A 14,203-nucleotide genomic window follows, 5' to 3' on the forward strand; every position below is an offset into this window, starting at 1 on the left:
CCAATCAGGAGTGCAGCATGAGCATGTTGGCAGGCAAGGTAGTGATCATTGCAGGGGGCTTCGGCTTTCTGGGTATGGCGGTGGCGGCAGCAGCCCAAGCGCAGGGCGCGCGAGTGGCGCTGCTGGGTCAAACCCGCGATGCGGCGCCTGCGCGCACCGACAGCATGCTGCCACTGCCCGGTGTGGACCTGACCGACCTGCCCGCCTGCCAGCATGCCGTGCAACAGGTGCTGCAGCAGTTTGGCCGCCTGGATGGGCTCATCAATGTGGCGGGGGGCTTTCGCTATGAAACCCTGAGCGAAGGCGACGTGCTGAGCTGGGATCTGATGTACCAGATGAACCTGCGCACCGCGCTGACCATGAGCAAGGCGGTATTGCCCACCTTGCTGGCGCAGGGTCAGGGCCGTATTGTCAATATCGGTGCCAATGCGGCAGCACGTGGCAGCGCGGGCATGGGGGCCTACACCGCCAGCAAGGCGGGGGTGGCACGGCTGACCGAGAGTCTGGCGGATGAACTGAAAACCCGTGGCATTACCGTCAATGCCGTGCTGCCGGGCATCATCGACACCCCGGCCAACCGCGCCGACATGCCGGATGCGGATACCAGCCGCTGGGTCGCCCCGGCAGACATTGCTACGGCCATCCTTTTCCTGCTGTCAGACGCGGCCCACAAGATCACCGGTGCTTCCCTGCCCGTAACCGGTAGCCTGTGATGCGTCGCCTGTGCCTGGCGGGGTTGTTGCTGGCGGCGCCAACTTTGCATGCTGATAGCCTGGACGTCCGTCTGAAAACGCAGTTGGAACAGTTTTATCAGCTGGGAGTGGTCAACTCAGTTCCCTTGACGACACGGCAGGACTTGCGGCAAATACAGGACGCGGTCACCCCCTCCTTGTTCCGCGCGCTGCAGCAGATGGTCGCGGCACAAAAGCGCTGCGGTGAAACCGCTGCCCAGGACGAAAAACCACTGGGTTTTGAAAACAGCGTGTTCAGCACCCTCTACGAAGGCTATAGCGAGGCCACGCTGGTCGCCCTCCAGCCACAGGATGGCCAGCACCTGCAGGCGATCATGGCCTTTGCCTATCGGGACAGCAGCAGTCCGGAGGTCCGCTGGCATGATCAGCTCAGCCTGCGCCGCCAGGGCTCGCAGTGGCGGATCGACGACATCCAGTTCAATGTGGCTTATCAGCAATCCCCTGCCCTGCCCAACAATGGCTGGCTGGCCAGCGGTACGCTGCGGCAAACCCTGCAGTCGTTCATGCAGGAAGCGCGCGGCTGTGTACGCCACCCAGCCCGTCCCCCGGCAGCAAAGTAAAAAACTGGTCCAGCACCCGCAGGCAGTGTTCTAGCGCCTGCTCTGGCGGGATGGCCCATTCCTCCAGGTGGCGGTCCACCGCCATGCGGGCCAATCCATAAGCTTGGGCTCGGAACATCAACCGCGCCTGCTCCAGCGCAAAGCCAGGGTGTTGCCCGTAGCGTGCCTGCAGCAGGGCATCCATCTGCCCCATCACCGCCTCGCTCTGTGCCAGCAGCGTGGGAGACTGCGCCAGATTGAACAGGCTGCGGTCTGAAATCACCATGAACTGGGCCGGGTTGGCGATCGCCCAGCGCAAGTAGCCCCCCCCCATGGCCTGCAAACGCCCTTCCGCTGGGGCCGATTCCACTTCCCGTGCGATGTCTGCCACAAAACGCTGCATGCCTTGCTCGGCGATAGCCGCCAGCAGCGCGTGCTTGCTATCAAAGTGGCGAAACGGCGCCGCAGGGGACACCCCCACCCGTCGAGCCACATCGCGCAGCGACCAGGCACTCATGCCTTGCTCGATGACCAGTGCCAGCGTGGCATCCAGCAAGGCTTGTCGAAGTTGCCCGTGGTGGTAACGGGTTCGCGGGCTTGTTTCTGCTGTCATCTGCCGATCCAGATAAGAATTGGATTCCCGCTATTGTAATCAATGTTTACATGACTTACACTCGCCAAATGTAATCATTGCTTACATAAGGAGTAACACATGCAATACTGGCACCGTGGGCACAGCCTCTGGCTAATCTGTACCTTGGGGATGATGGGCTGCATCAGCATCACGCTATGGGACGCCCAAGCTCTTGAACCCGCTTTGCGTAGCTGCGTGCGGCAAACAGCGCGCACCTCGCTGGCGCTGTTTCTACTCACCTTCTGTTGCAGCGCCCTGCATACCCTGTGGCCAAGTGCATTGACCCAAACCCTGCTCCGCTACCGGCGGCAGTTGGGCCTGAGCTTTGCGACCTCGCACCTGATTCATGCCGGCCTGTTCATCCAGTTGGGCATGCTGAATCCAGCGCTCGGCAAAGAGGTATTCGCTGCGCCGATGCTGATTCTGGGCGGTAGTGGTTACTTGATGATCGCCTTAATGGCGGCCACCTCCAATGAGGCTGCCATCCGCATGCTGGGCGGTGCCTTGTGGAAACGACTGCATACTTTTGGCGTTTACTGGTTATGGTTGCTGTTTGTGCTGACGGTAGGTAAACGCCTGGCACAGGGCCCGCTGTACAGTGCCATGCTGGCAGCCTTGCTCATTGGGCTGGTATTGCGGCTGTGGGAGCAGCGGCAGCTGAGGGCTCGGATCGCGGCAGCCGCCAGTTAAACCTCAGCAGCTTTTCAGCGTCAGCGTGTCCAGTGGTTTGGACTGCTGACGCGCAGCACCGGCAGGCACCAGCTTCATCAGGATAAAAGACAGCAAGATCAGGCTGATACCCATCATCTGCCAGCCATTGAGGTGCTCGCCCACCAGCAGGATGCCCAAGGACACCGCCACCACCGGGTTGCTGAGCGACAGCATGCCCATCATCTGTCCCGACAGCCTGCGTACCCCCCAAAACCATATCGCATTGGCCAATACCGTATTGCCGATCACCAGCCACAGCAAGCCCGGTGCTTGCTGCAGGGTTGGCAGCGGCATCGGCCCGGCCCATTGCCAGGCCACCGGCAGCAACAGCACGCCCCCCAGCAGCAACTGCCAGCCCACCAGCGGCAGTACATCCTGCACCGGCCAGCGCTCCATCCACAGTGTGGACTGCGCAAACAGCAAGGTTGCCGCCAGCGCAGCCACCACCCCCAGCAGGTCCAGATGGCTGGACGGATTCAACAGCAGCATGACCCCCAGCAAACCCAGTACGGCCAGCCCCAGCCAGACGGGCGCGGGGCGTTGCCCGGTCTGGAGCCAGCGCAGCAGCAACATTTGCAGCGGCAGCGTGGCCCCCAGCGTGCCAGCCACCGCCCCCGGCAGGCGATAAGCCGCCAGAAACAGCAGCGCAAAAAACACGGTGACCCCGCTCAGGGTCAAGGCCAGCATGCGCGGCCAGGGCAGTGGCAGACGACGCAGGCTGCTCGGTCGCAACAGCAACAGGATCAACCCGGCAGGCAAGGCACGCCAAACGGCCAGCCAGATCGGTGGATAGCCTTTAAAAAACAGGGCCGCCGCCGCGTAGGTGCTCCCCCACAGCATGGGGGCCATGATGGCCAGCAAGATCGGCATATTTTGCTCACTCAATAAGTATCTTATTTATTAGATATTTTAACATGAGATAATTCAAACAAAAAATATTTCAGCAATAAGATAAAATCGGCAGACACTGGCATGGCATGCCAGCACACAAGGAAGAACCATGTCTCAGCAGGATCATGTGGACCAGGTACTGGCGCAGTGGCAACAGCAGCGGCCAGACCTCGACCCCAGCAGCACCGGCATTTTTGGTCGCCTCAACCGCATGTCGCAGATCGCCATGCGCCAGATCGAAAGCGTGATGCTGCGGCATGGCCTCAAGAGCAGTGAGTTTGATGTACTCGCCACGTTGCGCCGCCACAACTGCCCGCTCACACCAACTGCGCTGTATCGCACCATGATGCTGACCTCAGGCGCCGTCACCGGTCTGGTAGACCGGCTGGAAGCACGCGGGCTGGTGGAACGCATCGCCTCGCAGGAAGACCGCCGCAGCCTGCTGGTGCGTCTGACCCCGGCGGGCCATGCCTTGATCGATCAGGCCATGAATGAGCACCTGGCCAACCAGCAACAGATGCTGGCCCCCTTCAGCCCGGCACAGCAAGAACAGCTGGCCATGCTGCTGCGACAATGGTTGCTGCTCAATGAGCAGGATGTCACAAACCATGCTGACAAAAACTGACAGCATGGGCGGCTATGCTTGCGCCATCGACCACCCAGCCCGGGCGGTCCACACCCAGGAGCAAACGCATGAGCCCGAATTTTCTGATTCTCTATGTTGACCAACCGCAGCGCAGCGCCAGCTTCTACAGCCAGCTGCTGGACAAGCCGGTGATCGACGCTTCCGAGACCTTTGCCCTGCTGCCACTGGATAATGGCTGGATGCTGGGCCTGTGGTCTCGTCATACCGTGGAACCGGCAGCACTCAACACCGGCGGTGGCGCGGAAGTCTGCTTTGCACTGGACAGCCGCGAGGCGGTGGATGCCTACTACCAGCGCTGGACCAGCATGGGGCTGACCATTCTGCAGCAGCCAACCCGCATGGACTTTGGCTATACCTTTACGGCGCAAGACCCGGATGGTCAACGCCTGCGCGTCTTCGTGGTGGAGGACTAAGCCATGAAATACTGGATTGCGGTGGCATCCGCCGAGCACGTTCGCCGTGGACTGGCCGGGGGTTTCATGCAGGTCTGCCATGGCAAGGCGGCCCCGTTGCGCCGCATCCAGCCGGGTGACTGGGTGAGCTACTACTCCCCCACCGTCACCTTTGGCGGCAAGGACACCCTGCAGGCGTTCACCGCCATCGGCCGGGCGCTGGAGCCTGATCCGTATCAAGTGGACATGGGCGAAGGTTTCCACCCCTTCCGCCGGGACGTGGTGTGGAGCCCCGCTCAGCAAGATGCCGCCATCCGCCCGCTGCTCGACCAGCTTAGCTTCACCGCCGGTCAACGCAGCTGGGGCTACGCCTTTCGCTATGGCCTGTTCCCGGTTACGCTGGAAGACATGCGGCTGATCGCCCGCAGCATGCACAGCGAAGAGGCGGTGCAGCTGATAGGCGCTTATGCCTCCAGCTCACCCCACAAGGCCGCATAATGGGCCTGCCGTAAAGCTTGCTGACGATGCTGTACCGCCTCCAGTGCAGCATCGTCCAGCCTGGCTGCATGACGTAACCAGTGCAGGTAAAAGGCATCTGCGGGCACAAACGCTGCGGCCTGCCGCCCTACCTGCCGGAAACCCCGGTTCAGGTAGTCATCCAGCTGTGCGGCGGCGAGCAGGTCTTCCAGCGGTGGTGTTTCGCCAGATAAAGCCAGCCGCACTTCTGCCAGCGCCTGATTGAGGTGCTGCTGTACGCTACGGTCGCCGCCGTGCAGGAAAACCGTCTGCCGGTGTTGGCTGGCACACTCCGCCAGCGCCGCATCGGCTTCAGACTCGGTCAGCCCCCCGACATCATCATTCAGCCACAGCAGGTGATTGGCAATCCGCTGCCAGAATTGCTGCAGCAAGGCCGCGTAGTCGCCTTTACGAATTCCCCATAGTGCCACTGCAAAGCGACTGTGCTGTTCCATCAGGATGAATACCGTGCGGCGGCTGGCCGTTGCTGCATGCAGCTGCCAACGCCAGCCCTGCAGCGCCCCCACTGGCGCCTCGTCCCGCACCGGGCTGTGCGTCCGGCCTTGCCGGGTCTGGCTGAGTGCGCGTGCCGCCGCCTGGGTACAGTGCAGGGTCAACATGATGAACTCCGAAAAACGTGCGGGACAGCCTCACGCTGTCCCGCAGGATAAAGCCAGCCAACGGCCAGGTCTAGCTGGTAAAGGCCTCCAGCGTAGCGGACAGCGCACGCAGGCGCTCACGCAAGCCCTGGCTGGCGGGCAGGAACGGCAGGCGCAAGATGTCCTGGCACCAGCCCTGCTCGGCGAGCAGGGCTTTCACAGGAATAGGGTTGGGCTCGGCAAACAGGGCCTGCATCAGCGGCAACAGGGCGGTATGAAGACGGCGCGCCTCGTCCAGCTTGCCTTGCTTGACCAGCTGGTACAGCCGCACATGCCAGCGCGTATGAATATGCGCAGAGCCTGCAATGGCGCCGTGCCCGCCCAGGCACATCACCGGGAAATTCTGTGCATCGTCGCCCGACAATACTTTGAGCGGCGTCTCCTGCACCAGCCTGACGGTGCGCTCATTATTGCCACCGCATTCCTTGATCGCCACCACTCTGGGGTCGCGAGCCAATGCTTGCAGGGTATCCACTTCCACATTCACCCCGGTACGGAACGGGATGTTGTACACCACCAGCGGCAGATCGCTGGCTTCGACCACCGCCTCGTAGTGGCGTTGGATCCCGGCCTGGGTGGGGCGGACATAAGAAGGCGGCGTCACCAGCAGGCCATCGGGCTTGAGCCGGGCCAGTTGCCGGGCCTGTGCCACCGCCGCATCAGTCGCGAACTGGGTCACGCCCAGAATGATCGGTAATTCAGGTGCGGCTTCGCGCAACGTGGCGAATACCGCCTCCTGTTCGCCGGGCTGCAGCAATACCCCTTCACCAGTGGTGGCCCCCGCCACCAAGCCGTGAATACCCTGCCCCGCCAGATGGCAGGTCAGGCGCGCCAGGGCGACGTGGTCAATCAGGCCATCGGCCTGCATCGGCGTGATGATGGGCAACCAGATACCTTCAAATACAGTGTGCATGTTTTCCTCATGGTAGAACGGTAATGGGATAGTCCGTTCCGTGAGTGGCGTACCGTTGGGATCAATCAGGAGAAAAGTTGATATGCGTTCCCGTCCGGCATTCCGCCCGACGGGACGCGACTCCCCGTCAGCGGAGAAGTCGTTTTTTAGGTTTCAACCCAAGGCCGCACAGGTCCGACACCGCCAGCGGGGCGGTAGAACAAGGCAAGAAAGCACGCAGCATGGTCATGACAAGGTCACATTCAGGTTGAGCGCTAATCATCCAATAAAGCCGCCAGCCTGACAAGCGCCAAATCAGCCAACGGAAGAAAGACTCCGCCGTGCCCCAAGAGCACAGACACCCCTCGTGCTAACATGACAAGCGACTGAAACAGGCTTTCATACATCGGATCACGCGCATGCTGCAAAACTTTCCTGGCACCTGGAGCTTCCCCGCCAGCTGGCACAGTCTGGGCGAATTGAGCCGCTATGGTACCCAGCCCGGTTGGGTCAAACTTTGGCGAGCGGTCTCGATCCTGCTGTTGCCGGGGGCGGGCCTTCTGGCTTATCTCTGGCCCCAGCCTGTGGTCTGGCTCGGGTGCAGCCTGATGGTGCTGCTGTTGCTGCTGAGCTGGCTCTGGTTGGCGACCGCCCCACGCCGCGAGATGTTGCGCTATCTGCAGGAAGGCGGGCTAACACCGCTGAGTGAACGCCAAAGGCGTGCGCTGCAACCCAATCTCGTGCACTGCTACAACCGGGGCTGGTGGATAGAGACGCTGGAAATGTGGCCCTGCAGCCACCGCCTGCCTCACACGCGCGGCTACTGGCTGCTGGACATTGAAGCCGAACCCGCTTGCTCACGCAGCTCCCTGAAAAGCGACTGGGATATTGAAAGCCGCGAAGACTATTTGCACATGTTTGACCGGTTGCAGCAAGGTCTGCATACGCAGTACCTGCTAAGCCCGGATGCCAGTGCAGCCTACGTGAATTTGACCGACGAACTCGCCTGGCTGACACAAAGTGACCCCAAGCGGGTAGCCCGCCTTTGGCAAGAACAAGACGGCAAACCCGCACATCTGATCTGGGGTTTCGACCTGTGGCGCGCCAGCAATATGGCCCGCATGGCCTGGCAAGCCCAGTACATCAGCGAAGCGGAAGCCTGGGCACATATTGAAGCCGTGGCCGAACAGATTTTCCAGCGCTTTGCCTCGCTGGATGAGTTCTTTTTCAGTTATCTGGTAGGTTTCGCCTTCTGGAACCGGAACAAGGAGGACTGCGAAGATCGGGTCAGCTTCTATACCGTCTTTGTCCGCCAATGCCACTGGCCCCGTGCCAAGACATTATGGGGCTGGCAATAGCATCAGGATGGCGCCTCAAAACAAGGAGGCTTGCCGTGGCGCCTCTGCGGCAGAGCGTTTCTGCTGTGGCGTCAAATGCGTGACGGCCAGGCCATAGCGCTGCTGGATGGCGTCCGCCACCATTGACCGGTGACACATTTGCGGGTCCGCCTCATAGCACAGCAATACACTGGGCGAAGCCTGCGCAATACGCGCCAGAGCCGCAAGCGGCTCATGCTGAGACGCCAGCCAGCTACAGAAATCCCGCGTATACCGCCCCCAGTCACCGTCTTCACGGTAGCGCATGCGGATAGGGCGTGGGCAGCCCAACTCGGACATCGGCTGATAATGTACGCCAGCCTCTCCCAGCCACGTGGCCATACTCGCACCTGAGAAACCTGGCTTTCGGGAAAAGGGTGATTCGCGGACATCCACCAGCGTTTGCACGCCTTGCTGCTGCAGGCATGCGGCAAAGGCAGGGGCCGTCAAACCTTCATAACCGATGGTGTACAGCACCATACCCTCCTTACCCGTCTACATTGCTCTTGGCAGCATGATGTCATGACAGGGTAAAGTCCAGCAAAATTCCATCCCTTCAGTCAGGACAACTCGGACTCAGGCCTGCAGCATGCTGCGGCCACTCCCTGCCAGCTCCGCATCATGCCCCTCTTGCACCCGAGCACTTGCCACACACAGGGCGAGTCAGGCATCCTCAAGAAAACTCGCTTCGAGAAACAGCATGATTTTCCTTGCGCTCACGCCCACCGGTCTGCAAGAAGCCCTGACTTGGGGCAGACCTGACAAAATGGCCATCTGGTGCGGTTCCGATACCATCTCTGGAGCAGACTATGCTGAGCTAGAGTATGTGAATGTCTCCCGTCTCGACTATCCGCTAGCAGGCGACCCGGATGCCGTGCGTGATGCCATGGCGACTATAGTGGAGCACCATCCAGGTATGCGGATTTGGGTAGAGCAGATGCAGTATGTGGACTAGCTATTCTCCAGGAGCAGGCGGATGAAGTTTGCAGATCAATGCATTTTCAAGGAAGAACGCTTCTCAATTGGAATAGAGGTGACAACGGGGCGGTCTTATTTAGCCATTCCAGTCGCAAATTCTTTGGTGGAATATGAGGAGTACTATGAGATTGATCAAGCGCTCGTAGAGGACTGTGCAAACAATCTGGAAGCGCTGCTGGAAATTGCTCGCTTGTGCAGAGCCCGTCAGTTTGATCATCACCTGATCATGCCAGCCGGGCGGCTCAGGGGCACGGCATTGTAAGCGTGAGTGGTTTGACTGAAACCGGCTGATTCGCAATGAAAAAGACTATTTTCAACGCAGCTGGGCTCACTCTGTTACAAGAGGGTGAACAATATTACGTCACCTATGATGCAGGTGCTCATCAGGTCATCATTCGCACGGATGCCATTTCTGCCACAGACGCAGATCGCATCATGCGCAATCATGATGAGGCCAACCTGGTGCTGCAAGCGCTACAGCATGAGCTGATCACACAAGGCCACGACCCTTATAAACCCAACCCCTGAGCTAATTTACTGCATACCTGGCGAGCATTTTTCACTACCGTAGCCATCACACACCTCCCCCCTTCCTTCTCCTCCACAGCGTCGTGCGGCTGATGCCGAGCGCGCGGGCGGCGGCCTGCAGGTCGCCTTGGTGGTGAGCGAGGGTGGCTTCGATGGGGTCGGCGGAGGTGGGGGTGGGGTGCAGTTCGGGCAGGATGCTGGACCAGTCGGCCCCGGTGGCGGTGTGGGCGTGGCCGAGGTGGAATACGAGCGCGCGTTCCAGCAGGTTTTCCAGCTCGCGCACATTGCCAGGCCAGACGTAGCCTTGGGCGTGCTGCAGCACGGCCTGCCAGACCGGGTGGCTGTCGCCGCCCTGCCCCAGCTTGGCTTGCAGCCCGGCCAGCAGGTGCTGGGCGAGCAGGGGCAGGTCTTGCAGGCGTTCGCGCAGCGGCGGCACGTTGAGGGCGAGGATATTGAGGCGGTAGTAGAGGTCGGCGCGGAAGCGGCCTTCCGCTACGCGCTGGCGCAGGTCGGCATGGGTGGCAGCCATCACGCGGAGGTCAACCGGGGTGGGCTCCACGCCGCCCAGCCGCAGCACTTCCCGCTCCTGCAGCACGCGCAGCAGGCGGGTTTGCAGCGGTAGCGGCATGTCGCCGATTTCGTCGAGGAACAGGGTGCCGGTGTGCGCCAGCTCAATCAGGCCTGCCTTGCCGCCCTTGCGACTGCCGGTAAATGCGCCTTCTTCAAAGCCGAACAGTTCGGATTCCAGCAGGCTGTCGGGAAAGGCGGCGCAGTTGATGGCCACAAACGGCGCGTGGCGGCGGGCGGAGTGCAGGTGCATGCCTTGTGCCAGCAGTTCCTTGCCGGTGCCGGATTCGCCTTGCAGCAGCACCACTGCATCGCTGGCACCGTAGAGCCGGGCCAGCTCGCGCACCCGCTGGATTGCGGGCGATTCGCCCACCAGATCGTCCAGCCGGTAGCGGGCGCGGAATTGCCGCCGCTGGCTGAGGGTACGCAGCTTGCGGTCGGCGCTCTGGATGCTGCTGGCGTCCTGAAAGGTGAGCACTGCGCCGGTCTGCTGGCCTTGCTCGATCAGCGGCAGGCGGTGGGTCACCAGGGTGCGCTGGCCGACCGATTCCACCCGTTCGCGGCTGGCTTCGCCACTGCGCAGCACATCCTGCAGGCTGAGCGGCGGGCACAGTTCGGAAAGGCGGCGGCCGGTAGCCCATTCTTCCGCCACCCCCAGCAGGTGCGCCATCGCCGGGTTGAGGGTTTCGATGCGCTCCTCCATGTCCACCGCCACCACGCCTTCGGCCAGCGTTTGCACAATACAGTCGAGCCGCTCGCGCTTGATCTCTTCCAGATGGGCGATGCGGGCCACCTCCAGCGCATCGTCAAACGCGCGCCGCACCGAGGGCGCGGAGTAGAGGATCACCCCCGGCAGCCCTTCCTGCATCGCCCACGACACGATCAGGCTGGAGCCGACCACCACCACCCGTTCACCGGAATGGGCCAGCGTGCGCAGCAGCTGGCGGGCCGCTTCGTCCTGCTGATAGGTGCGGATGTCCAGCGGCAGGCTGAGCATGGGCTGCAGGTCGGCAAACTCGCTGGCAAGCTGCTGGCGGGTCAGGATCACCACCCGCCCGGCATCCATCGCCTGCGCCTGCTGCAGCGCCAGCAGTACGTCAAAGCCATTGACCTGGATGGTCGCCACTGGCACCGGCAGCGCCTCGCGCAGCTGCTGGGCATTGGCCCCGGCGGCCACCAGTGCGTCCAGCAGCCCAGCCCGCCACAGGCTGCGGGCGTCCTGCTCGGCGTCCTCCAGCGGGCGGTCGAGCAATCGCCAGTCGGCGAGGTGAGCGTATTCGGTGAGCTGGCTACGGCACAGGTCGGCCAGCCCTCGGGTGGCGACCACAGCAATCTGCGGTTTACGGCTGGGCATGGTTTCACTTTGAAACAGTCATGTTTCATATTGAAACACGAAACAATACCCTGCACCAGCGGCGCAAAACTGCTTGCCTGATAATCATTTGATTCCATGCAGAAAAGCCTCGCCCGCCCGCCGCCCCAGCGTGCTGGCACGCGCCTTGCAGGGGAATGGGCCACTTACCTGACCGGAGGTTATATGTCTCACCTCATCAGCGCCGGACGGCGCTTCCGCGATGCCGTTGCCAGCGAGCACCCCTTGCAGGTGATGGGTGCCATCAATGCTTACGCCGCCCGCCTGGCCGAGCATAGCGGCTACCGTGCACTCTACCTCTCGGGTGGCGGCGTGGCGGCAGGCTCCTGCGGCATCCCCGATCTGGGCATCACCACGCTGGAAGATGTGCTGATCGACGTGCGCCGCATCACCGACGTAACCGAACTGCCCTTGCTGGTGGACATTGATACCGGCTGGGGCGGTGCCTTCAACATCGCCCGAGCCATCCGCAGCCTGGAAAAGGCCGGGGCCGGGGCGGTGCATATTGAGGATCAGGTGCAGCAAAAGCGCTGCGGCCATCGCCCGAACAAGGCCATCGTCAGCCAGGCCGAGATGGTGGACCGCATCAAGGCGGCAGTGGATGCCCGCCGCGATGCGGACTTCGTGATCATGGCCCGCACCGACGCGCTGGCGGTCGAGGGTCTGAACGCTGCCATCGACCGTGCCTGCGCCTGCGTGGAAGCCGGTGCCAACATGATTTTCCCGGAAGCGATGACCGAGCTTGCCATGTACCGCCAGTTTGTCGACGCGGTGAAGGTGCCGGTGCTGGCCAACATCACCGAGTTTGGCAGCACGCCGCTGTTCACCACCCGCGAGCTGGGTGATGCCGGCGTGGCGATGGTGCTGTATCCGCTGTCGGCCTTCCGCGCCATGAATCAGGCGGCGCTGGAGGTATATCAGGCGATCCGCCGTGATGGCACGCAGCAGAATGTGGTAGACCGCATGCAGACCCGTGCCGAACTGTACCAACACTTGGGCTATCACGATTTCGAGCAGAAGCTCGATGCGCTGTTTGCCCGCGAAAATGTGGCGGAATAAGCGCCCGTCTCTCCATCCCGAAGAGGAACCCTCATGACCCAGAGCACCGAATCTGTCCTGCCCAAGCCGAAAAAGTCCGTCGCGCTGTCTGGTGTGGCTGCGGGCAATACCGCGCTGTGTACCGTGGGCCGCACCGGCAATGACCTGCACTATCGCGGTTACGACATTCTGGACGTGGCCGACCAGTGCGAGTTTGAAGAAATCGCCCACCTGCTGGTCCACGGCAAGCTGCCAACCCGCGCTGAGCTGACCGCTTACAAGCAGAAGCTGCGCGCGCTGCGCGGCCTGCCGCAAGCGGTGAAGGCGGTGCTGGAGCAGCTGCCCGCCGCCACCCACCCGATGGACGTGATGCGCACCGGTGCTTCCACCCTCGGCTGCGTGCTGCCGGAGAAAGACGACCACAATGCCCCCGGCGCACGCGACATTGCCGACCGGCTGATGGCCTCCTTCGGCTCCATCCTGCTCTACTGGTACCACTACAGCCACAATGGCCGTCGTATCGAGCTGGAAACCGATGATGATTCCATCGGCGGTCACTTCCTGCACCTGCTGCACGGCGAGCGCCCGTCCGAGCAGTGGGTGAAGGCGATGCACACCTCGCTGATCCTGTACGCCGAGCACGAGTTCAATGCCTCCACCTTCGCTGCCCGCGTGGTGGCCGGTACCGGCTCCGACATGTACTCCGCCATTACCGGCGCGATTGGCGCGCTGCGCGGCCCCAAGCATGGTGGTGCCAATGAGGTGGCGTTCGAGATCCAGAAGCGCTACGACAGCCCGGATGACGCCGAAGCCGACATCCGCGCCCGCGTGGAGCGCAAGGAAGTAGTGATCGGCTTCGGCCACCCGGTGTACACCGTCTCCGACCCGCGCAACAAGGTGATCAAGGAAGTGGCGCGCTCGTTGAGCGATGCCGCAGGCAACCGCAAGATGTTCGACATTGCCGACAGGCTGGAAGCGGTGATGTGGGACATCAAGAAGATGTTCCCCAATCTGGACTGGTTCAGTGCGGTCAGCTACCACATGATGCAGGTGCCGACCGCCATGTTCACCCCGCTGTTCGTCATCTCCCGCACCAGCGGCTGGGCCTCGCACGTGATCGAGCAACGGCAGGACGGCAAGATCATTCGCCCCTCTGCCAACTACACCGGCCCGGAAGACCTGCGCTTCGTGCCGATCGACGAGCGAAAGTAAAGCGCATGCTGCCGCTGCACTTCCGCGCTGCCCGCCGGGACGACCTGCCCCGGCTGGTCGCCCTGCTGGCCGACGACGGTCTGGGCCGGGGCCGCGAAACGCCGGAGGAACCGCTGCATCCGGATTACCTGGCCGCCTTCGACAGCCTGGACCGCGACCCGAACCAGCTGCTGCTGGTGGTGGAGCACCAGGCCGAGGTGCTGGGCATGCTGCAGCTTACCTTCATCCCCGGCCTGTCACAGCGGGGTGCTACCCGCGCCAATATTGAGGCCGTGCGGGTGGACAGCGGCTGGCGCGGCCAGAAGATCGGCAAGCGCCTGCTGCAGGAGGCCATCCGCCGCGCCGAAGCGCGCGGTTGCCGACTGGTACAGCTCACCAGCGACCAGCAGCGCGAAGCCGCACACCGTTTTTACCAGCGGCTGGGCTTCACCCCCAGCCATACCGGCTTCAAGCTGCGCCTGCCGCTGCAGCCTGATGCCCAAACAGATACCCACTGATTC

At 62.2% G+C, this 14,203-nt stretch carries 18 protein-coding genes; 12 read left to right on the forward strand and 6 right to left on the reverse strand.

The genetic code is table 11. The annotated features are described in order from the left end of the window. Positions 1 to 17 precede the first annotated feature (17 nt). The gene (locus ACE3O2_RS12455) at positions 18 to 713 is read left to right on the forward strand and encodes an SDR family NAD(P)-dependent oxidoreductase (RefSeq protein WP_374337951.1); all 696 of its coding nucleotides are present in this window, start codon (positions 18 to 20) and stop codon (positions 711 to 713) included. After that, a complete protein-coding gene (locus ACE3O2_RS12460) occupies positions 713 to 1,312 on the forward strand; it encodes a hypothetical protein (RefSeq protein ID WP_374337953.1) in 600 nt (199 codons plus the stop codon). The genes ACE3O2_RS12455 and ACE3O2_RS12460 overlap by 1 nt, the downstream gene beginning before the upstream one ends. Here the strand turns inward: ACE3O2_RS12460 and ACE3O2_RS12465 are convergent. Further along, the gene (locus ACE3O2_RS12465; protein WP_374337955.1) at positions 1,254 to 1,904 is read right to left on the reverse strand and encodes a TetR/AcrR family transcriptional regulator; all 651 of its coding nucleotides are present in this window, start codon (positions 1,902 to 1,904) and stop codon (positions 1,254 to 1,256) included. The genes ACE3O2_RS12460 and ACE3O2_RS12465 overlap by 59 nt on opposite strands. A 99-nt stretch (positions 1,905 to 2,003) precedes the next feature. Between ACE3O2_RS12465 and ACE3O2_RS12470 the strand changes: the two genes are divergently transcribed. Continuing rightward, on the forward strand, positions 2,004 to 2,615 hold the full coding sequence (locus ACE3O2_RS12470; protein ID WP_374337958.1) for a hypothetical protein: 612 nt from the start codon (positions 2,004 to 2,006) through the stop codon (positions 2,613 to 2,615). A 3-nt stretch (positions 2,616 to 2,618) separates the two neighbouring features. Here ACE3O2_RS12470 and ACE3O2_RS12475 read toward each other — a convergent pair whose 3' ends face one another. Next, positions 2,619 to 3,506, reverse strand: coding sequence for a DMT family transporter (locus tag ACE3O2_RS12475; RefSeq protein ID WP_374337960.1), 888 nt, complete (start codon positions 3,504 to 3,506; stop codon positions 2,619 to 2,621). A gap of 130 nt (positions 3,507 to 3,636) precedes the next feature. Between ACE3O2_RS12475 and ACE3O2_RS12480 the strand changes: the two genes are divergently transcribed. From ACE3O2_RS12480 to ACE3O2_RS12490, 3 genes are all read left to right on the forward strand, one after another. Continuing rightward, positions 3,637 to 4,152, forward strand: coding sequence for a MarR family winged helix-turn-helix transcriptional regulator (locus tag ACE3O2_RS12480; RefSeq protein ID WP_374337963.1), 516 nt, complete (start codon positions 3,637 to 3,639; stop codon positions 4,150 to 4,152). A 68-nt stretch (positions 4,153 to 4,220) separates the two neighbouring features. Further along, entirely contained in the window at positions 4,221 to 4,586 is a 366-nt protein-coding gene (locus tag ACE3O2_RS12485; RefSeq protein ID WP_374337965.1) for a VOC family protein, read from the forward strand. Between the two features lie 3 nt (positions 4,587 to 4,589). Continuing rightward, the gene (locus tag ACE3O2_RS12490) at positions 4,590 to 5,063 is read left to right on the forward strand and encodes an EVE domain-containing protein (RefSeq protein WP_374337967.1); all 474 of its coding nucleotides are present in this window, start codon (positions 4,590 to 4,592) and stop codon (positions 5,061 to 5,063) included. Here ACE3O2_RS12490 and ACE3O2_RS12495 read toward each other — a convergent pair. Then, positions 5,030 to 5,701: a hypothetical protein gene (locus ACE3O2_RS12495; RefSeq protein ID WP_374337969.1), complete on the reverse strand. Its 672-nt coding sequence runs from the start codon at positions 5,699 to 5,701 to the stop codon at positions 5,030 to 5,032. The genes ACE3O2_RS12490 and ACE3O2_RS12495 overlap by 34 nt on opposite strands. A gap of 70 nt (positions 5,702 to 5,771) precedes the next feature. Beyond that, on the reverse strand, positions 5,772 to 6,653 hold the full coding sequence (dapA, locus tag ACE3O2_RS12500) for a 4-hydroxy-tetrahydrodipicolinate synthase (RefSeq protein ID WP_374337971.1): 882 nt from the start codon (positions 6,651 to 6,653) through the stop codon (positions 5,772 to 5,774). 398 nt (positions 6,654 to 7,051) lie between these two features. Here dapA and ACE3O2_RS12505 point away from each other — a divergent pair, with 398 nt between their 5' ends. Next, positions 7,052 to 7,990, forward strand: a complete 939-nt coding sequence (locus ACE3O2_RS12505) for a DUF1266 domain-containing protein (RefSeq protein WP_374337973.1) — start codon at positions 7,052 to 7,054, stop codon at positions 7,988 to 7,990. A gap of 15 nt (positions 7,991 to 8,005) precedes the next feature. Here the strand turns inward: ACE3O2_RS12505 and ACE3O2_RS12510 are convergent, their stop codons facing one another. Continuing rightward, entirely contained in the window at positions 8,006 to 8,488 is a 483-nt protein-coding gene (locus ACE3O2_RS12510) for a DUF488 family protein (protein WP_374337975.1), read from the reverse strand. A gap of 220 nt (positions 8,489 to 8,708) precedes the next feature. On the opposite strand from ACE3O2_RS12510, the gene ACE3O2_RS12515 reads away from it, so the two are divergent. Together ACE3O2_RS12515 and ACE3O2_RS12520 are read left to right on the forward strand one after the other, a co-directional pair. Then, on the forward strand, positions 8,709 to 8,963 hold the full coding sequence (locus ACE3O2_RS12515; RefSeq protein WP_374337977.1) for a hypothetical protein: 255 nt from the start codon (positions 8,709 to 8,711) through the stop codon (positions 8,961 to 8,963). Positions 8,964 to 8,984: 21 nt separating this feature from the next. Next, on the forward strand, positions 8,985 to 9,248 hold the full coding sequence (locus tag ACE3O2_RS12520; RefSeq protein ID WP_374337979.1) for a hypothetical protein: 264 nt from the start codon (positions 8,985 to 8,987) through the stop codon (positions 9,246 to 9,248). A 312-nt stretch (positions 9,249 to 9,560) separates the two neighbouring features. On the opposite strand, the gene prpR is transcribed toward ACE3O2_RS12520, so the two are convergent. After that, the gene (prpR, locus tag ACE3O2_RS12525) at positions 9,561 to 11,435 is read right to left on the reverse strand and encodes a propionate catabolism operon regulatory protein PrpR (protein WP_374337981.1); all 1,875 of its coding nucleotides are present in this window, start codon (positions 11,433 to 11,435) and stop codon (positions 9,561 to 9,563) included. A gap of 183 nt (positions 11,436 to 11,618) precedes the next feature. Between prpR and prpB the strand changes: the two genes are divergently transcribed. From prpB to ACE3O2_RS12540, 3 genes are read left to right on the forward strand one after another with little or no spacing between them, the layout of a single operon-like run. After that, a complete protein-coding gene (gene prpB, locus ACE3O2_RS12530; RefSeq protein ID WP_374337983.1) occupies positions 11,619 to 12,512 on the forward strand; it encodes a methylisocitrate lyase in 894 nt (297 codons plus the stop codon). A gap of 33 nt (positions 12,513 to 12,545) precedes the next feature. Beyond that, a complete protein-coding gene (gene prpC, locus ACE3O2_RS12535; protein ID WP_374337985.1) occupies positions 12,546 to 13,703 on the forward strand; it encodes a 2-methylcitrate synthase in 1,158 nt (385 codons plus the stop codon). A 5-nt stretch (positions 13,704 to 13,708) separates the two neighbouring features. Further along, positions 13,709 to 14,200: an N-acetyltransferase family protein gene (locus ACE3O2_RS12540; RefSeq protein WP_374337987.1), complete on the forward strand. Its 492-nt coding sequence runs from the start codon at positions 13,709 to 13,711 to the stop codon at positions 14,198 to 14,200. The last annotated feature ends 3 nt before the right edge of the window (positions 14,201 to 14,203 follow it).

This window comes from Leeia sp., assembly GCF_041909055.1.
Classification (GTDB): domain Bacteria; phylum Pseudomonadota; class Gammaproteobacteria; order Burkholderiales; family Leeiaceae; genus Leeia; species Leeia aquatica.